This is a genomic window from Phocaeicola sp. RTP21359st1_B8_RTP21360_211022, from assembly GCF_040911965.1.
In the GTDB taxonomy this organism is placed as follows: Bacteria; Bacteroidota; Bacteroidia; order Bacteroidales; family Bacteroidaceae; genus Phocaeicola; species Phocaeicola vulgatus.
Genome location: NZ_JBDFXP010000017.1, coordinates 12,023 through 32,892, shown reverse-complemented (window position 1 = coordinate 32,892; position 20,870 = coordinate 12,023). Strand labels below are relative to the sequence as shown.

The following is a 20,870-nucleotide window of genomic DNA, read 5'->3' as shown; positions in this document are numbered from 1 at the left end:
GCTCAACTATGCCATATATTTTAATAAGTTTCTCGAAAACAAAACCTATCTTTGCAACATAATAAAACACATATAAATTATGAATGTTATCAAATCAAGGTTCGTCTATCACTTAATGGCAATAATCACAGTAGCTATCTGGGGAACTACTTTTGTTTCTACTAAGATTCTAATCCAACATGGATTAAGTCCTTCCGACATCTTCTTTTATCGTTTCACTCTGGCCTATCTTTGCATGTGGTGTATTTCTTATAAAAAACTATTTGCCAACAGAGTAAAAGATGAATTGTTACTTTTATTGGCCGGATTATGTGGAGGAACTATTTATTTCATTACTGAAAATACGGCTCTCGGCATCACATTAGCCTCCAACGTGTCTCTGATAGTATGCACATCACCTGTTCTGACCACACTGCTTTCTTATTTGTTCAGAAGAAAAGAACCTTTCACCCGCCATCTTGTTTACGGATCGATCATGGCTTTGATAGGAGTGGGGCTGGTTGTTTTCAACGGCAGTTTCATTCTGAAAATTAATCCTTTGGGAGATATTCTTTCACTGACCGCTGCATTGATGTGGGCATTTTATTGCCTTATTCTCAAACAATTGGATAATCATTATTCTATCGTATTCATTACCCGTAAAGTATTCTTCTACGGAGTGCTGACCATTCTGCCCATGTTTTTATTCCGTCCGTTAAATTGGGACAATGTCTTGATGATGCAACCCATCGTGTTTGGAAATCTTCTCTTTTTGGGATTTGTCGCCTCCATGCTCTGCTTCATAGCCTGGAATGCTTGTGTCAAGGAATTGGGAGCCGTAAAAAGTACAAACTATATTTATATCGTCCCTTTGGTAACTCTTCTTACTTCAGCGGTCATTATTAATGAAAAGATAACTTGGATAGCCCTTACCGGCTGTTTTCTTATCTTGTGTGGTGTATATTTGGCAGAACGGAAAACAAATCCTACATTTGAGGCGAAATCTTAAAGCCCTTTAATTATGAACGAGATAGACAAAATGCGTAACAGTCAGCTGGCCGATATGGAGAAACCGGAAATACAGGCCAGTTTCATACACGCCAAAAAACTAGTGGCCCAATTACGGATGATGAGTACATACGATGATGGTTTCAGGGAAGTGCTGGAAGAATTAGTGCCGGGTATCCCTTCCACTTCTGTCATCTGTCCACCATTTTACTGTGATCATGGACACGGCATCCGCTTAGGAGAGCATGTCTTTGTGAATGCCAACTGTACATTTTTAGATGGTGGATATATCACCATAGGAGCACATACATTGATAGGGCCCAATGTACAGATCTATACTCCACATCATCCGGTAGATTACATAACCCGACGCGACCCCAAAGAGTATGCATATCCCGTAACTATCGGAGAAGATTGCTGGATAGGAGGAGGAGCTATTCTTTGTCCCGGAGTAAAAATAGGTCATCGCTGTATTATCGGAGCCGGAAGTGTCGTAACTAAAGACATTCCCGACAATTCCGTTGCTGTAGGTAATCCGGCCAAAGTGATTAGAAAAGTTGATTAAAAAAAGAAAACAGATAATTATGAAAGTTTTGGCCCCACATAATTATCTGTTTCTCGTATTCAGCCAATATAAACATTGACGCTCAGAAACAGGCAATCGTCTCCGTTAGAACATTCAAAGTCTATTTTATTCTCTCTGGCCAGCCAACCTATAGCTGCATTCAAATCTCTGTCAGACAATTCTGAAGCTCTTTTTAAATCACAATAACTCCACCGTTTATTGTCATTCAGCAGTTTCCAAACTTTTCCTGCGTTTACTCCAATTTGATGTTTATCCATTTTGATGTTCAATTAAAGAAGTTAATAATAGAATGCTTAGTTTTTTGCGGTAAATATAACCTTTTATTAAAATAAAATAGACTCTCCTACATAAAATTCATGTAAAAGACATGATTATTTAACATTTGTTTCTGTCAAATTTCATGTAAATTCTCTTTTTATGAAGATATTTATTGCCGGATGAGCCATTTTTACAAATATTTCCTCTAACTTTGTAAGTCAATTAATCCTTTGATATGAAAAGAAATAAAATAAACTGGAGAGTTCCCAAAGGTATGGAACTCACAGAGTTAGATAAAAAGGTTCTCTATTATCAAGATAGAGGTCATTTAGTACCTTCACGTGAACTGATCAAGACACCGGAACAGATTGAAGGAATACGCCGTAGCGGTATTGTCAATACCGGAGTGCTAGACCTTGTAGAACGTGAGATCCATGCAGGCATGAGCACATTGGAAATAGACAAGCTGGTTTATGAATATACGAAAGATCACGGTGGCATTCCTGCAACCTTAGGTTATGACGGTTTTCCCAAAAGTTGCTGCACCTCTATCAATGAGGTTGTTTGTCACGGTATTCCCAATGAATTCGATATTCTGGAAGAAGGAGATATCATCAATGTGGATTGTACTACCATTCTTGATGGTTATTATGCCGATGCATCGCGTATGTTTACCATTGGAAAAACCACACCTCAAAAAGAAAAACTGGTACGAGTAGCTAAAGAATGTCTGGAGATAGGCATGGAAGCTGCGAAACCATTTGGTTTTGTAGGGGACATAGGACATGCCATTGAAAAACATGCTAAAAAAAATGGATTCTCAGTAGTGCGTGATCTCTGCGGACACGGAGTAGGCATAGAGTTCCATGAAGAACCGGATGTAGAACATTTCGGGAAAAAAGGAACTGGTATGCTATTGGTGCCGGGAATGGTTTTTACCATTGAACCAATGATCAATATGGGAACATGGGAAGTCTTCATTGATGAGGAAGATGGCTGGACTGTAGTCACCGAAGACGAACAGCCGTCTGCACAGTGGGAACATACTTTCGTTATGACAGATAACGGACTTGAAATTCTGACACATTAATATATATAATAAGGTATAGAAATATGGATACAATTATATTAGGTATAGAATCTTCCTGTGACGACACATCAGCCGCAGTTATCAAGAATGGCGTATTGTTGTCCAACGTAGTGTCCAGCCAGGCTGTTCACGAAGCTTACGGAGGGGTGGTTCCCGAATTGGCGTCACGTGCCCATCAACAAAACATTGTACCGGTGGTGCACGAAGCCTTAAAAAGGGCAGGAGTTACCAAAGAGCAACTAAGCGCCGTTGCATTCACCCGAGGACCCGGCTTGATGGGATCATTACTGGTCGGAGTATCTTTTGCGAAAGGTTTCGCACGTTCATTGAATATACCAATGATTGATGTTAACCACCTGCAAGCCCATGTGTTAGCCCATTTCATTAAAGAATCGGAAGAAGACAACAACCAACCTAAATTCCCTTTCTTGTGCCTGCTGGTGTCAGGAGGAAACTCACAGATAATATTGGTAAAGGCCTATAATGACATGGAAGTTTTGGGACAAACTATTGACGATGCAGCAGGAGAAGCTATCGACAAATGTTCTAAAGTAATGGGCTTAGGTTATCCCGGAGGTCCTATCATTGATAAACTGGCACGTCAAGGCAATCCAAAAGCGTTCACTTTCAGTAAACCACATATTCCGGACTATAACTATAGTTTCAGCGGATTAAAGACTTCTTTCCTATACTCTTTGCGTGACTGGTTGAAAGAAGATCCCGATTTCATCGAACATCATAAAAACGACTTGGCAGCTTCATTGGAAGCGACCATTGTAGATATTTTGATGGACAAGCTGAGAAAAGCAGCCAAAAATCTCAAGATAAATGAAGTGGCAGTAGCCGGAGGGGTATCAGCCAACAACGGGCTTCGTAACTCATTCCGCGAGCATGCCGGGAAATATGGTTGGAATATCTATATCCCGAAGTTCAGCTTTACTACGGATAATGCCGCAATGATCGCAATTACCGGTTATTACAAGTATCTGGACAATGATTTTTGCACTATAGACAAGCCCGCTTATTCACGGGTAACTATTTAATATTAAAAAACCGTTTTCAACATGTCAGTAGAAGGTAAATTTTTAAGTAAAGAGATTAACGATTTGTTTTGGAGAGAGGGCCTGACACTCGTTACTGCCGAGAGTTGCACGGCAGGAAGTGTGGCGGCCGCTATTACAGCCGTTGCCGGAAGTTCACAATTCTTTAAAGGTGGAATTATCGCCTATTCCAACGAAATAAAGGAAAGTCTGTTAGGGGTAAACCACGAAACTTTAGAAACTCACGGAGCTGTAAGTGAAGAAACCGTTATCGAAATGGTAAAAGGAGCGATGAAATCGATGAATTCTGATTGTGCTGTAGCAACTTCAGGTATCGCAGGACCCACAGGAGGTACTCCCGACAAGCCGGTAGGTACCATTTGGATTGCTGCCGGATGTAAAGACAAAGTGATTACACTGAAATTGGAAGGCGACGAAGGAAGAAACAAAAACATTGCAAATGCAACCCAAAATGCACTGCAACTGCTTCGAAAGTTGTTCCAAAACGAAGAAAATGAGCAGTAATTGCAGAATTATTTGCAAAAACTCTTGTTTTATACAAATAAAAGTGCTTATTTTGCACTCCGTTTGAAATAAGTATTGAAAAAAACTATAAAAATAAGATAGCAATGTCGAAGATTTGTCAAATTACCGGAAAGAAAGCCATGATTGGCAACAATGTTTCACACTCTAAGAGAAGAACCAAAAGAACTTTTGATGTGAACTTGTTTACTAAGAAATTCTACTATGTAGAACAAGATTGCTGGATTAGCCTGAACATCTGCGCTAACGGCTTACGTGTGATTAATAAAAAAGGCCTGGATGCAGCGCTGAATGAAGCGGTAACCAAAGGCTATTGTGATTGGAAAAGCATCAAAATTATTGGTTAATTAAAAAGGAGAGATAGACTATGGCAAAGAAGGCTAAAGGTAATAGAGTACAGGTAATCCTTGAATGCACAGAAATGAAGGATAGTGGTATGCCGGGAACTTCTCGTTACATTACAACAAAAAACAGAAAAAATACCACTGAAAGATTGGAACTTAAGAAGTACAATCCTATTTTGAAAAGAGTAACAGTTCACAAAGAAATTAAATAATTATAACCCATGGCAAAGAAAACAGTCGCAACCCTTCAGACAGGTAAAGAAGGACGTTCTTATACTAAGGTTATCAAGATGGTTAAATCTCCGAAAACAGGAGCTTACATCTTCGATGAGCAAATGGTACCTAACGAAAAAGTTCAAGACTTTTTCAAGAAATAATTCAGTCGGAATGACTGGTAGAAAGTTCCTTTCATATATTATGGAAGGAACTTTTTTTATACCACAATGTTATCATCATAATACATTATGACCAATCATTGTGACACTTTTTTTTGTCCGTGTAAGAGATTAGTTATATCTTTGTAGCATAAACAGATAAATCAGACTCCAATATGGGATTTTTTAATTTTTTCTCAAAAGAAAAGAAGGAAACTTTAGACAAAGGATTGTCCAAAACCAAAGAAAGTGTATTTAGTAAGATTGCCCGTGCCGTAGCGGGTAAATCAAAAGTAGACGATGAAGTATTGGATAATCTGGAAGAAGTGCTTATCACTTCGGATGTAGGCGTTGAAACAACTCTGAATATCATCAAACGCATTGAAGAAAGAGTTGCCAAAGATAAATATGTAAACACTCAGGAACTGAACAAGATTCTCCGTGAAGAGATAGCGGCATTATTGACTGAAAATAACACGGTGGATTCGGATGATTTCACTGTTCCGGAAGGTAAGAAGCCCTATGTCATCATGGTGGTAGGTGTAAACGGTGTGGGTAAAACCACAACCATTGGTAAATTGGCATATCAATTTAAGAAGGCGGGCAAAACCGTCTATTTGGGTGCCGCTGATACATTCCGTGCTGCCGCCGTAGAACAATTGGATATTTGGGGAGAAAGAGTAGGAGTGCCTGTTATTAAACAGAAAATGGGATCAGATCCCGCATCTGTAGCTTTTGATACCTTAAGTTCCGCCGTAGCTAATAATGCAGATGTAGTAATCATTGATACCGCAGGCCGTCTTCACAATAAAGTAGGTTTGATGAACGAGCTTACTAAAATCAAGAATGTGATGAAGAAAGTTGTTGCGGACGCACCTCACGAAGTATTATTGGTTTTAGACGGTTCTACCGGTCAAAATGCATTTGAACAAGCCAAACAGTTTACTTTGGCGACAGAAGTTACTGCTATGGCAATTACCAAATTGGACGGAACAGCCAAAGGGGGCGTTGTAATTGGCATCTCAGAGCAGTTCAAGATTCCCGTAAAATATATTGGATTGGGCGAAGGCATTGAAGACATGCAGGTATTCCGCAAAAAAGAATTTGTAGACTCACTATTTGGAGAGACTGAATAATAAATGAAACGTAACACAATAGATATCATCACCTTAGGGTGTTCCAAAAACTTAGTAGACTCAGAAAAGCTGATGCGTCAGCTGGAAGCAAACGGTTATAAAGTAACTCACGATTCCGACAAACCGCAAGGAGAAATCGCAGTTATTAATACATGTGGTTTCATCGGTGATGCCAAAGAGGAATCGATCAATATGATATTGGAATTTTGTCAGGCCAAAGAAGAAGGGAAGCTCAAAAAACTATATGTGATGGGCTGCCTTTCAGAAAGATATCTAAAAGAATTGGCATTGGAAATTCCTCAAGTAGATAAATTCTATGGTAAGTTTAACTGGAATGAGTTGCTGGCAGATTTAGGCAAAGCATACAAGTCGGAATTTGCCTTTGAACGGACATTAACCACACCCCATCACTACGCTTATCTGAAAATATCAGAAGGCTGTGACCGTAAATGCTCTTATTGCGCCATTCCTATTATTACAGGACGCCACATTTCACGGCCGATGGAGGAGATTATTGATGAAGTGAAACTACTTGTATCCGAAGGAGTAAAAGAGTTCCAAATTATAGCCCAAGAATTGACTTACTACGGCGTAGATTTATATAAAAGTCAGAAATTGCCCGAACTCATCGAAAGAATCGCCAATGTTCCCGGTGTAGAATGGATACGTTTACACTATGCATATCCGGCCCATTTTCCGGAAGAATTATTCCGTGTTATGCGCGAACACGATAATGTATGCAAATATATGGATATTGCCCTGCAACACATTAGTGACAATATGCTGAATAAAATGCGCCGGCATGTAAGTAAAGCGGAAACCTACGAATTAATCGAAAAATTCCGTCGGGAAGTACCCGATATTCACTTACGTACAACATTAATGGTAGGACATCCCGGTGAGACTGAAGAAGATTTTGAAGAATTAAAAGAATTCGTCAAAAAAGTACGATTCGACCGGATGGGAGCCTTCGCTTACTCGGAAGAAGAAGGAACATTCGCCGCTAAAGAATACGAAGATTCCATTTCTCATGAAGTGAAACAACAGCGTTTGGATGAATTAATGGCACTTCAGCAGGAAATAGCCGGCGAACTGAGCCAAACGAAAATAGGTAAAGAATTTAAAGTCATTATAGACCGGAAGGAAGGAGATTACTACATAGGCAGAACCCAGTTTGACTCTCCCGAGGTAGATCCTGAGGTCTTGATAAAAGCTGATGACGAGTACTTAAAAATAGGTGAATTCTATAAAGTGAAAATAACAGCCGCTGATGATTTCGACCTATACGCCAGCATTTTATAGACCTTTTCCCTTATAAAGTTTGGATAATGTTTGTTTTTTTACTAATATAGCAACCAAATTAACACTTTAAGCTTTGAATAACAAAGAATTTATATCTGAATTATCACGTAAACTAGGATATACGAATAAAGATACATCACAATTGGTATCCTCAGTCATTGGTGTTATGACCCAGGAATTGCAAGATGGCAACAACATTGCAATCCAGGGATTTGGTACGTTTGAGGTTAAGAAAAAGCTGGAAAGAATTTCTATCAACCCGGCTACTCAACAACGTATGCTGATTCCCCCCAAGTTAGTGCTGACTTACAAACCCAGTGTAACTTTAAAAGAAAAGTTTAAATAAAATAGCCCTTATTTATAATATTATCATGAGCGAGAAAGTAACCATACAAGATATCATCGAACTTTTGGCTGAGAAACACAGCATGACTAAAAAAGATGCTGAAATCTTTGTCAAAGGAATGTTTGAACTGATAGAGGAAGCTTTAGTTACTGAAAAGTATGTAAAGGTTAAAGGACTAGGTACGTTTAAACTTACAGAGGTGGAGAGTCGTGAAAGTGTAAACGTAAACACGGGGGAAAGAATTGAAATACAGGGCCATACAAAAATATCTTTTACTCCGGATTCCAGTATGAAAGATTTAATAAATAAACCATTCGCTCATTTTGAAACGGTTATATTAAATGAAAACACCAAACTGGAAGATACCGAAACAGAAATAGAAGGAGAGGAGGAAGATACCTTTGACGGAAACGCGCCTAAGCCTAAACAAACAATTGCGGCTAAAGAGGTTGAGTTCATAGAAGCGGAAAATACAGAAGATTCTCCAAATGAGAATGCCATTGCCGCTGAAGACACTACTCCGGTTATTGAGGAAACAATTATTGAAGAACCTGCACCTTCTGTTGAAATTACAGAGGAAGAGATACAAATTATAGAACCGGAAAAAGAATCGGAAGATATTGTCACTGAAGCAGAAAAGGATATTGTTGCTGAAACAGCTGTTCCCCAAACCGTTTCCCCTTTAGCAGAGACAATAGAAGGAAACGAGGTAACAGACAAACCTCAAGAAGAAGTTATGACTATCGCCGATGCAGCCATACTGGCTGCTCGTAAAGCTTGTGAAGAAAAAACATCCTTGGAAACAACAGCGTCAGAAGAGGCAACCCCGTCAGAGAAAACAGTAATAACTCCTGTTACTTCTGATTTTGAAAAAGAACAGAAGATAGAGGAAACAACAGAGACACAAGAAATCTCAGAAGAGAAAAAGAACAGAGTTTCCCGGGGAGTTATTCTTGCTATCATTTTGATTGCCTGCATTGCAGGTGGCATATATTGGTATTTGCAATCAGATAAAACTTCGGATTTACAATCGCCGGCTACAATAAAAAACACCCAAGAACAATTGGAAGAGGATATTCCTGCAATTCCGGTTAATGACTCATTGATGCAAGGTAAAGATACCGCAAACATATGGACGAATGTTGCCGGAAAAGAGACCATCAGTCAATCACAACAGACTGTATCTCCTAGTACGGAAAAGAGTTCAGGCGTTGCGACAACCGCAAATGTTGCAAAAGAAACTTTAGCCGATACTGTAGAATATGACATAACAGGGACTAAAACTAATTACACATTACGAGAAGGAGAGAGCCTGGTAAAATTAGCTGTGAAATTCTATGGTACAAAAAAGCTATGGCCCTATATCGTGAAACATAATAAAAACATCATTAAAGATGCCGACAGAGTACCCATAGGGACTACTCTGCGTATTCCTGAACTAACTCCTAAAAAATAAGCCTTCTTGCATTTTGCCTGCTTTCGGCATAAATAAAGCAGGCAAAATACAAGAAGTAAAAAAAAGTGCGTTCAACTGATATTCTCACTCTACAAACCTTATCTTTGTATTTTAAAATTCTTTAGCCCAATAACCTTTAAAAAGTAGAGATGCACTTTACTTTTTTAATAAAAATTAGTTGCCGCTGTTAATTAATTAGCGTAATTTTGGCTGCGTTAAATGAACAAGGCTATTTACAAGCCCGTTATTAGATCAATAAAGAAACAACTAAATAAAAACAAAATTATGGCTGAAGCAATTGACATTCGCGAACTAAACGAACGAATTGAAAGACAAAGTGCGTTCGTAACCAACTTAATGACTGGTATGGACCAGGTTATTGTAGGTCAGAAACATTTGGTAGAATCATTACTTATCGGTTTACTGTCCGATGGTCATATCCTGTTGGAAGGTGTTCCGGGTCTGGCAAAGACTCTGGCGATCAAAACGCTTGCATCTTTGATTGATGCCAAGTACAGCCGAATCCAGTTTACTCCGGACTTGCTGCCCGCCGACGTTATCGGTACCATGATTTATAGTCAGAAAGACGAACAATTCATAGCAAAGAAAGGTCCGATTTTTGCAAATTTCGTATTGGCCGATGAAATTAACCGTGCCCCGGCTAAAGTACAGAGTGCTTTGCTGGAAGCCATGCAGGAACGTCAAGTCACACTGAGCAAGGAAACCTTTATGCTACCCGAACCTTTCCTTGTAATGGCTACTCAGAACCCGATTGAACAGGAAGGTACCTATCCGCTTCCCGAAGCCCAGGTAGACCGTTTTATGCTGAAAGTTATTATCGACTATCCGAAACTGGAAGAAGAAAAGAAAATCATCCGCCAAAATATCACCGGAGAGAAAATCGAAGTTCGCCCCATTCTGAAAGCAACAGATATTATGGAAGCCCGTAAAGTGGTGCGCCAAGTCTATCTGGACGAAAAGATAGAGCAATACATCGCTGATATCGTATTCGCAACCCGTTTCCCTGAAAAATATGACTTGAAAGAACTGAAAGACATGATTGGTTTCGGTGGTTCACCGCGTGCATCTATCAATCTGGCATTGGCAGCACGTAGTTATGCATTCATCAAACGTCGCGGTTACGTGATTCCCGAAGATGTTCGTGCAGTTGCTCACGATGTGCTTCGCCACCGTATCGGCTTGACTTACGAAGCAGAAGCCATGAACATGTCTTCTGATGAAATTGTAAGCAAAATCCTGAATAAAGTGGAAGTACCCTAAGGATTGTGTTCTGAGGCAGTTCTTAATTGCTTGACAGTTAGGAAGAAGACTTGGAAACAAAAGGTTGAGTACAGAGTTCCACATGGGTGGGACCGCCATTCCACCCATGTGGAACTCCCGTTTCATCTATGTGAGACTGCCGTCCCACCTGGGTGGAACACCAAATGCATCCGTTTGAAAAACCATTCTCGATAGGAGAAAAAACAGAAACCGATGCACCGGATAAATAAACAACATAGTACGAACAGTATGGAAACAAGTGATTTATTAAAACGGGTTCGCCAGATTGAGATCAAGACACGCGGACTTTCGAACAATATCTTTGCCGGACAATATCACTCTGCATTCAAGGGCAAAGGTATGTCATTCTCGGAAGTACGTGAATATCAGTATGGTGACGACGTACGTGACATTGACTGGAACGTAACCGCCCGCTACAACAAACCCTTTGTCAAGGTGTTTGAAGAAGAGCGCGAATTGACGGTTATGCTCTTGATTGATGTTTCGAACAGCTTGGATTTCGGTACGGTGAAGCAGTTGAAGAAGGATATGGTGACCGAGATTGCCGCTACATTGGCATTCTCGGCCATTCAAAATAACGATAAAATAGGAGTTATTTTCTTTTCAGACCGGATTGAGAAATTCATTCCGCCTAAAAAAGGCCGTAAACATATTCTTTATATCATCCGTGAACTGCTTGATTTCAAGCCCGAAAGCAAGCGTACAGATATAAAGATGGCTGTGGAATATCTGACCAACGTAATTAAAAAACGTTGCACCACCTTTATGATAAGCGACTTTATAGATGAAAACGACTTCCGCAATGCTTTGACCATTGCCAACCGGAAACATGATATCGTAGCTATCCAGGTATACGACCGCCGCATGGCAGAGTTACCTGATGTGGGACTAATGAAAGTACGCGATGCCGAAACCGGCCACGAGCAATGGATTGACACCTCGTCACGAGCTTTGCGTCGCGCACATAATGACTGGTGGATACAGCGTCAGGGAGTATTGAATGAAACATTTACCAAAAGTAATGTGGACTCTGTATCTATCCGCACGGATCAGGATTATGTGAAATCGTTGCTTAACTTATTTGCTAAACGAAATTAAAGAATATGAATATACTGAATACTAGCAAAAAGTTCTTGAAAGCTGGAGTTTGTGCAATTATGCTGATAACAGCCGGACAGGCACAGGCACAGCAGGTTACGGTAGACGCCAGCATTGACTCGCTGCAACTTCTCATTGGCGAACAGGCTAAAGTGAAGCTGGAAATCAGCATGGATGCCAAGCAAAAACTGCAACTTCCGTTCCTGCGCGATACATTGGTAAAAGGAGTGGAGATATTGGATATAGCCAAGCCTGATACCCAGATGCTGAACGATGGAAAACGTATGCTGATAAAACAGGAATATACAATAACCTCTTTTGACTCGGCACTTTACTATCTCCCCCCATTCGAGGTGATGGTAAACGGAGAGCCTTACCGGTCCAAAGCATTGGCCGTAAAAGTATATTCCATTCCGGTAGATACGCTGCATCCCGAACAATTCTTCGGACCGAAGACCGTTCGTGAAGTACCTATCACCTGGGATGACGTATCGGCCATCGTATGGCTTACCTTGCTGATGCTTGCTTTGGGCGGACTGGCTTACTATCTGTTTGTACGCTACAAGGATAACAAGCCTATCATCAAGAAGATCAAGATTGAACCGAAGTTGCCGCCACACCAGCAGGCGTTGAAGGAAATAGAGCGTATCAAGGGAGACAAAACCTTGCGTACAGCCGATCCGAAGACCTATTATACCGAGCTGACGGATGTACTCCGTACTTATATGGAAGAACGATTCGGCTTTAACGCTATGGAGATGACTTCATCCGAAATTATTGATAAGCTACAGGAAATCAACGACAAAGAATCTATCAAGGATTTGATGTATTTGTTCCAGACTGCCGACCTGGTGAAATTCGCCAAACATTCTCCGTTGATGAACGAAAATGATATGAATCTGGTAAACGCAGTAGACTTCATCAATAATACAAAAGTGGAACCAGACCCGAATGCAAAGCCCGAACCTACGGAAATCACCGTGGAGGAAAAGCGAAGCAAACAGGGCAGAATGATTCTGCTGGGCAGCATCAGCATCATTGTTATTGCTATTGTGGTAATTCTGTATAAGGTGCTGAGTGGTGTATATAACCTCTGGTTTTAACAAATAAATACTAGGAACAATGATTTTTGCAAATATTGAATATCTATTTCTGCTGGTTCTGCTCATACCTTATATAATATGGTACGTCATGAAGCGGAAGAAAACCGAGCCTACGCTTCAGGTTTCTACCACACGCATGTATATGAAGGCACCCAAAAGCTGGAAGATTTACTTGCTGCATGCTCCGTTCGTACTCCGTACGGTGGCTATCATCATGGTAATCCTGATCTTGGCACGCCCTCAGACCACAGACAACTGGCAGAATACCGAAATAGAAGGAATCGACATCATGCTGGCAGTGGACGTTTCTACCAGTATGCTGGCCGAAGACTTGAAACCCAACCGACTGGAAGCTGCCAAACAAGTAGCTTCCGAGTTTATCAACGGCCGCCCCAATGATAATATCGGTCTGACCATCTTTGCCGGTGAGAGTTTTACCCAATGTCCGCTAACGGTAGACCATGGGGTGCTGCTGAATCTGTTCAACAGCATCAAAGGCGATATCGCCCAGCGCGGACTGATTGAAGATGGTACTGCCATCGGTATGGGCATTGCCAATGCGGTGACCCGTCTGAAGGACAGCAAGGCTAAATCGAAAGTGATTATTCTGCTGACGGATGGTAGCAACAACCGTGGAGATATTTCTCCGCTGACGGCTGCCGAGATAGCCAAACAGTTCGGTATCAGAATCTACACCATCGGTGTCGGTACAAACGGAACTGCCCCTTATCCGATGCAGACCTACGCAGGGACGCAATATGTGAATGTCCCCGTCGAGATAGACGAAAAGACTTTGACCGAGATTGCAGGTACAACGAACGGAAATTATTTCCGTGCCACCAGCAATTCCAAGTTGAAGGAAGTCTATCAGGAGATAGACAAACTGGAGAAAACGAAGTTGAACGTGAAGGAATTCAGCAAACGCGAAGAAGAATATCAGGTATTCGCCTGGATTGCTTTCTTCTGCATTTTGCTTGAACTCTTGTTGCGTAACTCAGTATTAAAGAAAATACCTTAAAAAAAGAAAGTCATGTTTCGATTTGCAGACCCGAACTTTTTATATTTACTCATCCTATTGCCGTTTTTGGTGGCGCTATATTTGTATTCCAATTATCACCGCCGCCAAAATATTCGCAAATATGGTGATCCGGCATTGCTGAAAGGGCTCATGCCGACTATTTCCAAGTATCGTCCTGACATCAAGTTTTGGCTGACTTTTGCTGCGTTGACATTGGTTATACTGATGTTGGCCCGCCCACAGTTCGGCTCAAAGATGGAAACGGTGAAACGAAGTGGAGTGGAAGCTGTCATTGCCTTGGACATTTCAAACTCCATGCTGGCAGAAGATGTGACTCCCAGTCGTTTGGACAAATCAAAGAAATTGATTTCCAGACTGGTAGATACGTTCAATAATGATAAAGTGGGATTGATTGTTTTTGCAGGTGATGCTTTCACGCAATTGCCCATCACAAGCGATTATGTTTCCGCCAAAATGTTCTTGGAAACCATTAATCCGTCATTGATAACCACACAAGGTACGGATATCGGTGCGGCCATCCGCCTGGCAATGAAGAGTTTTACTCCGCAAGAAGGAGTGGGACGTGCAATTATTGTCATTACCGATGGTGAAAATCATGAAGGTGGGGCAGTAGAAGCAGCCCAAGAAGCAGCCGAAAAAGGTATGCAGGTATTTGTATTAGGAGTAGGTTCACCGGATGGTTCTCCAATTCCAGCTGAGGACGGTAGCAACAATTTCCGTCGCGATAAGGATGGAAATGTTATCGTCACCCGCTTGAATGAGCAGATGTGCCAGGAAATAGCCAAGGCTGGCAATGGAATGTATATTCGCGTGGATAATACCAACTCAGCCGAGAAGGTATTGAACAATGAAATCGCCAAACTGTCAAAAGCTGATGTAGAAAGTCAGGTTTATACTGAATTTGATGAACAGTTCCAGGCTTTGGCATGGCTGGTGCTTATCCTGCTGGTGGTAGAAATGCTTATTTTGGAACGGAAAAATCCGCTTTTCAAAAATGTCAGACTATTTAAATAAGGAATGCTTATGTTACAAAAAACCTATATCACTCTGTTATTCTTACTTGTGGCAAGCAGTGCCTTCGCCCAAAAAACAGAAAGAGATTATCTGCGCAGCGGAAACAAGCTGTATAACGACAGCTTGTTTATCAAAGCGGAGGTAGATTATCGTAAGGCATTGGAAATTAACCTGAAATCAACAGATGCCATGTTCAATTTGGGAAACTCACTCTTGATGCAGCAAAAAGCAAAGGAAGCGATGGAACAGTTTGAATCTGCTTCTAAGGTAGAGAAGGACAAGGATAAACTGGCACAGATTTATCATAACATGGGAGTTATCCTTCAGTCGTCCAAGCAGTATCCACAGTGTATAGAGGCTTATAAGGAATCTTTACGGAATAACCCGAAAGATGATGAAACTCGTTATAACTTGGCTTTGGCACAAAAGCTGTTGAAAGACCAACAGCAAAATCAAGACCAGAATCAGGATAAGAATCAAGATCAAAAACAAGATCAGAAAGACGACAAAAAGGATCAGAACAAAAACCAGCAAGAACAGGATAAGAAAGACCAACAAAATCAAAATCAGCAGCAACAGCAGCAAAATAAGGATGAAATGTCCAAGGAAAATGCCCAACAATTATTGAATGCTGTGATGCAAGATGAAAAGAATGTGCAAGACAAAGTTAAAAAACAACTGCAAATTCAAGGAAAGAAGTTGGATAAAGACTGGTAATTTCTTAATTTTGGCAAATAAAAAAATAATTAGATAGCAATGAGGAAAGTAATTCTCTTATTCATATTAATAACATCGGTGCTCGGAGCATGGGCAGACGGAAATGTGACGTTTACCGCTTCTGCGCCTGATGTAGTAGTAAGCGGGGATCAGTTCCGGCTGACTTATACGGTCAACACTCATAAAGTCAGGGATTTTCGTGCACCTAATATCAAGGGGTTCGATGTCTTAATGGGACCAAGCCGTTCACAGCAGAGTAGTACACAGATTATAAATGGTAATGTTACTTCTACCAGCTCCATTACTTTTACTTATATTTTGATGGCTGATAAAGAAGGAACTTACACCATTCCTGGTGCTACTATTGTGGCAGACGGACAAAACAAAACTTCAAATTCCGTACAAATCAAAGTATTACCGCCTGATCAAACAAATGGTGTTGGAGGTGGAAACAATAGCGGTGGAAGAACTTCTTCACGCAGTCAGGTTGCCGGAAGCAAAATAACCAATCAAGATTTGTTTATTACCGCAACAGCAAGTAAGACTACTGTTTATGAACAGGAAGCCATCTTGTTGACATACAAAGTTTATACACTGGTAAATCTGAGACAGTTGTACGGGAAAATGCCGGATTTGAAGAATTTCCATACACAAGAAGTAGAACTTCCCCAACAAAAGACATTCTCTTTGGAGCATTATAACGGAAGAAACTATAACACTACCGTGTGGAGTCAGTATGTACTTTTCCCTCAGCAATCAGGTAAAATGGAAATTCCGTCTATTACCTTTGAAGGGGTTATAGCTCAACAAGTTGCCTCAGACGATCCTTTTGATGCTTTCTTTAATGGTGGAAGTAACTATGTGGAAGTAAAGAAAAACATTGTCACTCCTAAGCTAACCATCAATGTGAAAGCATTGCCCGATGGCAAACCGGCTAATTTCTCCGGAGGAGTAGGAGAGTTTACTATCAGTTCGTCTATAAGTACAAAAGAACTGAAAACAAATGATGCTGTAACCATTAAGTTAGTCATTTCTGGTACAGGTAATTTGAAATTGGTCAATACTCCGGAAGTAGCTTTCCCAAAGGATTTTGAAGTATACGACCCCAAGATTGACAATAAATTTACATTAACTCGCGAAGGTTTGTCAGGCAATAAGGTGATAGAATATCTAGCAATTCCAAGACATGCCGGCAATTTCACTATTCCGCCTGTCGAATTTTCCTATTTTGACTTAAAAAGCAATAGCTATAAAACAATAAAAACAGAAGCTTACAACCTAAAAGTGGAAAAAGGTGCAGGAAATGCAGATCAAGTTATTGCAGACTTTACCAACAAGGAAGATTTGAAAGTATTGGGACAAGACATCCGCTACATCAAAATGGGGGAAACTAGTTTAACTCGTAAGGGAGATTTCTTCTTTGGCTCAACGACATATTATCTATGGTATATCATTCCATTGGTTCTCTTCGTTGTTTTCGTAATTGTCTATCGTAAAAAAGCTATTGAAAATGCAAATGTAGCAAAAGTTCGTACTAAAAAAGCGAATAAAGTGGCTGCCAAACGCATGAAAAATGCAGGCAGATTATTAGCTGAAAACAAACAAGAAGCATTCTATGATGAGGTGTTGAAAGCACTTTGGGGATACATCAGTGATAAGTTGAATATCCCGGTTTCTCAATTGTCTAAAGATAATATCGAGGACGAATTGACCAAATATGGTGTTGCCCCCGAACTGATTAAAGATTTCATCGGAACATTGAATGAATGCGAGTTCGCCCGCTATGCTCCGGGTAATCAGAATGAAGCTATGGATAAAGTATATTCTTCGGCTGTTGAGGTCATCAGCAAAATGGAGAATAGTATAAAACACTAAATCAAAGGAGATTATAACAATGACAAAAATATATTTCATTTTGATATTCCTGATAAGTTTTGTCACAGTCTACGCACAGAATGAATCAGACTCTGCACAGGTTACCGCCCAAACAGAAATGCCACAAAGTGCTGCTGTGCAAACTTTCCCAACAAAGACAGAAGCCGATAGTGCATATATAAGAAACGACTTTGCAGCTTCTGTAGAGATGTATGAGAATATATTAAAAAACGAGGGGGAATCTTCCGATATTTATTATAATTTAGGTAACAGCTATTATAAAATGAATAACATTGCCAAAGCTGTCCTTAATTACGAACGTGCCTTGTTGCTAAACCCAGGAAATAGTGATATTCGTTTCAACCTAGAACTGGCTAGAAGCAAAACTGTAGACAAGGTAATCCCTTCTAGTAAAATGTTTTTCGTTACCTGGACTCAATCACTTATTAATACAATGAGTGAAAAGGCATGGGCACATACAGGCATCATCATGTTTATTCTGATGATATTGGCACTGTCTTTATTTATTTTCGGAAAACGAGTAGTCTTGAAGAAAGTAGGATTTATTTCAGCAATCTTTTTCTTACTAGTGACCATTTTAGCAAATATATTTGCCTCAGAACAAAAATCTGAATTAATTAATCATGATAACGCTATTATAATGGCTCCTAGCGTTACAGTCAAAAGTACTCCTAACCAAAGTGGAACAGACTTATTTATTCTTCATGAAGGTAGGAAAGTAATAATTAAAGATAATACGATGAAGGAGTGGAAAGAAATTAAACTGGAAGACGGTAATGTGGGATGGGTACCTACCAATGTTATTGAAATCATTTAAAACATAATCAATGGATATACAACAGTACATAGCAGCAGATAAAGAATTACTACTGAATTTGAACGGAAGCCAATCCTTATTTTGGGACGGATTCATGTGGGTAGCTACCAGTACAATTGTATGGGTACCTGTAGCTGCTATGCTGTTATATATCATAATTAAAAATAACAAAATTCAAGAAGCATTATTGACTATCGTTATGATTGCCTTAGTCATAACTTTAGCAGATCAAATAGCTTCTGGTTTATGCAAACCGTTTTTCGCACGTTTCCGTCCAACACAAGACCCCAATATTATGTATATGGTTGATATTGTAAACGGATATAGAGGAGGACGATTTGGCTTCATATCCAGTCATGCTGCCAACACATTTGCTATTTCTGTCTTTTTATCTTTACTAATTAAAAGAAAATCTCTTACTTTTATGCTTCTTTTTTGGGCCGTACTCAATTCCTATTCTAGAATCTACTTAGGAGTGCATTATCCGGGAGATATTCTTTTTGGTACTATAGAAGGTTGTTTCATAGGATATTTGATTTATCTCCTTTATAAATTTATTCAAAAAAAAATCTTTTATAAACCACGTTGCATTTCTAATCAATACACTGCCAGCGGTTATTTGATTAGTGATATTAATTTATTCTACATAATTCTCATTTCTACTTATTTCTTCATTATTATAGCAGGTATGATTGTGACTCATACACTCAATCTATAATCAGCAAATTAACCATTATAAATTTACATACAGTCAAAAATAGCACAAAAAGATTTGTTTTATGCATTTTTTTGATTAAGTTTATACCATGATTTAAGTACTCACTTTTATAACTAAATTTAATACATCATGAGAACAATAACATTTAATGAACTGCGCAGAATCAAAGATTCATTACCTAGTGGGAGTATGCACAGAATCGCAGATGAACTCAATATGACCGTAGAAACTGTACGTAACTTTTTTGGTGGACACAATTTCAAGAATGGTAAAAGTGTTGGAATTCATTTGGAACCGGGACCAGATGGGGGACTAGTAATGCTAGATGATACAACAGTTCTTGAAAAAGCCCTTCAAATATTGAGAGAAACTGAAGAAAAAGTAACGCAAGAAGCGTAATATAAAATCCCGGTTGAATGCAACATTCAATTGGGATTTTTTGTTTAACCTGAAAATCACTTAAAATATAGAATTATGGAAGATAAATTGGTAACCTTAGCAATCCTCACTTATGCTAAAGCACAGATTTTAAAGAATGTACTTGAGAATGAAGGAATTGAAGCGTACATTCACAATGTGAATCTTATTCAACCTGTCATATCTTCTGGAGTAAGGCTAAGAATTAAAGAAAGCGACCTGCCTCATGCTTTGCAGATTATAGAAAGTTCTGCATGGCTTTCAGAAGATATAATCAAAGGTAAGGAGAGCAGCTCAGAAAGAAATAAAGAAAAAAGAAAAGTACTTATCCCGATAGACTTTTCAAACTATTCTCTTAAAGCCTGCCAATTTGGTTTTTCTTTTGCTAATGCTATTAATTCAGAAGTTGTGCTTCTACATGCTTATTTCAGTCCTATTTATGTGCCTACAATTCCTTATGGAACTGATAATTTCAATTTTCAGATCGAAAGAGAAGAATCTGTAAAAAGTATGATAGAAACAGTGCACAACGAGTTGAATAAACTTTCTGATACAATCAAAAAGAAAGTTGAGTCGGGAGAGTTTCCTAATATAAAATATACTTGTATTTTGCGTGATGGTATTCCCGAAGAAGAAATCTTACGATATGCTAAAGAATATAATCCTCAGATAATTATAATGGGAACAAGAGGGAGAAGCCAAAAAGATATAGACTTGATTGGTAGCGTTACAGCTGAAGTTATAGAAAGAAGCAAATCCTTTGTATATGCTATTCCAGAACATACACCACTAAAAACATTCAATGATATAAAAAAAGTAGCTTTTGTGACCAATTTTGACCAAAGGGATCTAATAGCTTTTGACTCCTTGATAAATGCTTTTAAATCGTTTCATTTTGCTGTTTCCTTCATTCATTTAAGTACAGATAACGATGCATGGAATGAAATAAAACTAGCAGGTATTAAAGATTACTTTCAAAAACAATACTCTAAATTGGAACTATATTATAATGTAGTGAAAGAAGATAACATACTGAACAATTTGGACAACTATGTAAAAGAAGAAAATATAGACGTGATTTGCATCACAAATTATAAACGAAATATATTTGCTAGATTGTTTAATCCTAGCATAGCAAGAAAAATGATATTTCATGCTAATACACCTATATTAGTAATAAAATAAAGAATCAAGAAGGGTAGCACAAGCAAATCACAATGTGTTACCCTTCAACATATTAATGTTCACTTAGTATTTAATTAAACATAATACTGATTATATATCAAA

At 39.2% G+C, this 20,870-nt stretch carries 24 protein-coding genes; 23 read left to right on the top strand and 1 reads right to left on the bottom strand.

Annotated elements, in window-relative coordinates; all coding sequences use genetic code 11:
- Window positions 1-79: 79 nt before the first annotated feature.
- Both AB5062_RS10665 and AB5062_RS10660 read left to right on the top strand, forming a co-directional pair.
- Window positions 80-988, top strand: coding sequence for a DMT family transporter (locus AB5062_RS10665; protein WP_005852477.1), 909 nt, complete (start codon window positions 80-82; stop codon window positions 986-988).
- Between the two features lie 12 nt (window positions 989-1,000).
- Window positions 1,001-1,552, top strand: a complete 552-nt coding sequence (locus AB5062_RS10660) for a sugar O-acetyltransferase (RefSeq protein ID WP_032946465.1) — start codon at window positions 1,001-1,003, stop codon at window positions 1,550-1,552.
- A gap of 59 nt (window positions 1,553-1,611) precedes the next feature.
- Here AB5062_RS10660 and AB5062_RS10655 read toward each other — a convergent pair whose 3' ends face one another.
- A complete protein-coding gene (locus AB5062_RS10655) occupies window positions 1,612-1,830 on the bottom strand; it encodes a winged helix-turn-helix domain-containing protein (RefSeq protein ID WP_005841264.1) in 219 nt (72 codons plus the stop codon).
- Window positions 1,831-2,066: 236 nt separating this feature from the next.
- On the opposite strand from AB5062_RS10655, the gene map reads away from it, so the two are divergent.
- The 21 genes from map to AB5062_RS10550 all read left to right on the top strand — a co-directional run bounded on the left by map (window position 2,067) and on the right by AB5062_RS10550 (window position 20,768).
- The gene (map, locus tag AB5062_RS10650) at window positions 2,067-2,921 is read left to right on the top strand and encodes a type I methionyl aminopeptidase (protein WP_005841266.1); all 855 of its coding nucleotides are present in this window, start codon (window positions 2,067-2,069) and stop codon (window positions 2,919-2,921) included.
- 23 nt (window positions 2,922-2,944) lie between these two features.
- Complete coding sequence (gene tsaD, locus AB5062_RS10645) at window positions 2,945-3,964, top strand: tRNA (adenosine(37)-N6)-threonylcarbamoyltransferase complex transferase subunit TsaD (protein ID WP_005841268.1); 1,020 nt, start codon at window positions 2,945-2,947, stop codon at window positions 3,962-3,964.
- Between the two features lie 21 nt (window positions 3,965-3,985).
- Complete coding sequence (locus AB5062_RS10640; protein WP_005841281.1) at window positions 3,986-4,486, top strand: CinA family protein; 501 nt, start codon at window positions 3,986-3,988, stop codon at window positions 4,484-4,486.
- 104 nt (window positions 4,487-4,590) lie between these two features.
- On the top strand, window positions 4,591-4,851 hold the full coding sequence (rpmB, locus tag AB5062_RS10635; RefSeq protein WP_005841284.1) for a 50S ribosomal protein L28: 261 nt from the start codon (window positions 4,591-4,593) through the stop codon (window positions 4,849-4,851).
- A 20-nt stretch (window positions 4,852-4,871) separates the two neighbouring features.
- Window positions 4,872-5,060 (top strand): 50S ribosomal protein L33, encoded by a 189-nt coding sequence (gene rpmG, locus AB5062_RS10630; RefSeq protein WP_005841291.1) that lies wholly within the window; start codon window positions 4,872-4,874, stop codon window positions 5,058-5,060.
- Window positions 5,061-5,069: 9 nt separating this feature from the next.
- On the top strand, window positions 5,070-5,225 hold the full coding sequence (locus AB5062_RS10625) for a DUF4295 domain-containing protein (RefSeq protein WP_005841293.1): 156 nt from the start codon (window positions 5,070-5,072) through the stop codon (window positions 5,223-5,225).
- 173 nt (window positions 5,226-5,398) lie between these two features.
- Window positions 5,399-6,358: a signal recognition particle-docking protein FtsY gene (gene ftsY / locus AB5062_RS10620; RefSeq protein WP_005852483.1), complete on the top strand. Its 960-nt coding sequence runs from the start codon at window positions 5,399-5,401 to the stop codon at window positions 6,356-6,358.
- Window positions 6,359-6,361: 3 nt separating this feature from the next.
- Window positions 6,362-7,660, top strand: coding sequence for a 30S ribosomal protein S12 methylthiotransferase RimO (rimO, locus tag AB5062_RS10615; RefSeq protein ID WP_032952833.1), 1,299 nt, complete (start codon window positions 6,362-6,364; stop codon window positions 7,658-7,660).
- 73 nt (window positions 7,661-7,733) lie between these two features.
- Window positions 7,734-8,006 carry an HU family DNA-binding protein gene (locus tag AB5062_RS10610; RefSeq protein ID WP_005841299.1) on the top strand — a complete coding sequence of 91 codons (273 nt, stop codon included), beginning with the start codon at window positions 7,734-7,736 and terminating at the stop codon, window positions 8,004-8,006.
- A 25-nt stretch (window positions 8,007-8,031) separates the two neighbouring features.
- Complete coding sequence (locus tag AB5062_RS10605; protein WP_032952832.1) at window positions 8,032-9,462, top strand: HU family DNA-binding protein; 1,431 nt, start codon at window positions 8,032-8,034, stop codon at window positions 9,460-9,462.
- Between the two features lie 285 nt (window positions 9,463-9,747).
- Complete coding sequence (locus tag AB5062_RS10600) at window positions 9,748-10,743, top strand: MoxR family ATPase (RefSeq protein ID WP_005841303.1); 996 nt, start codon at window positions 9,748-9,750, stop codon at window positions 10,741-10,743.
- A gap of 249 nt (window positions 10,744-10,992) precedes the next feature.
- Window positions 10,993-11,862 carry a DUF58 domain-containing protein gene (locus tag AB5062_RS10595; protein ID WP_008781538.1) on the top strand — a complete coding sequence of 290 codons (870 nt, stop codon included), beginning with the start codon at window positions 10,993-10,995 and terminating at the stop codon, window positions 11,860-11,862.
- Between the two features lie 5 nt (window positions 11,863-11,867).
- Window positions 11,868-12,965: a BatD family protein gene (locus AB5062_RS10590; RefSeq protein WP_005841307.1), complete on the top strand. Its 1,098-nt coding sequence runs from the start codon at window positions 11,868-11,870 to the stop codon at window positions 12,963-12,965.
- Window positions 12,966-12,984: 19 nt separating this feature from the next.
- Window positions 12,985-13,983, top strand: coding sequence for a VWA domain-containing protein (locus tag AB5062_RS10585; protein WP_005841320.1), 999 nt, complete (start codon window positions 12,985-12,987; stop codon window positions 13,981-13,983).
- 12 nt (window positions 13,984-13,995) lie between these two features.
- A complete protein-coding gene (locus AB5062_RS10580) occupies window positions 13,996-15,018 on the top strand; it encodes a VWA domain-containing protein (RefSeq protein ID WP_005841321.1) in 1,023 nt (340 codons plus the stop codon).
- A 9-nt stretch (window positions 15,019-15,027) separates the two neighbouring features.
- Window positions 15,028-15,735, top strand: coding sequence for a hypothetical protein (locus tag AB5062_RS10575; protein WP_032952831.1), 708 nt, complete (start codon window positions 15,028-15,030; stop codon window positions 15,733-15,735).
- Window positions 15,736-15,774: 39 nt separating this feature from the next.
- Entirely contained in the window at window positions 15,775-17,610 is a 1,836-nt protein-coding gene (locus AB5062_RS10570; RefSeq protein ID WP_022508910.1) for a BatD family protein, read from the top strand.
- A 19-nt stretch (window positions 17,611-17,629) separates the two neighbouring features.
- The gene (locus AB5062_RS10565) at window positions 17,630-18,448 is read left to right on the top strand and encodes a tetratricopeptide repeat protein (RefSeq protein WP_032952830.1); all 819 of its coding nucleotides are present in this window, start codon (window positions 17,630-17,632) and stop codon (window positions 18,446-18,448) included.
- 10 nt (window positions 18,449-18,458) lie between these two features.
- Entirely contained in the window at window positions 18,459-19,166 is a 708-nt protein-coding gene (locus tag AB5062_RS10560; protein WP_005841329.1) for a phosphatase PAP2 family protein, read from the top strand.
- Window positions 19,167-19,295: 129 nt separating this feature from the next.
- Window positions 19,296-19,565: a hypothetical protein gene (locus AB5062_RS10555; RefSeq protein ID WP_005852491.1), complete on the top strand. Its 270-nt coding sequence runs from the start codon at window positions 19,296-19,298 to the stop codon at window positions 19,563-19,565.
- A gap of 75 nt (window positions 19,566-19,640) precedes the next feature.
- Window positions 19,641-20,768: a universal stress protein gene (locus AB5062_RS10550; protein ID WP_005841333.1), complete on the top strand. Its 1,128-nt coding sequence runs from the start codon at window positions 19,641-19,643 to the stop codon at window positions 20,766-20,768.
- Window positions 20,769-20,870: the final 102 nt, after the last annotated feature.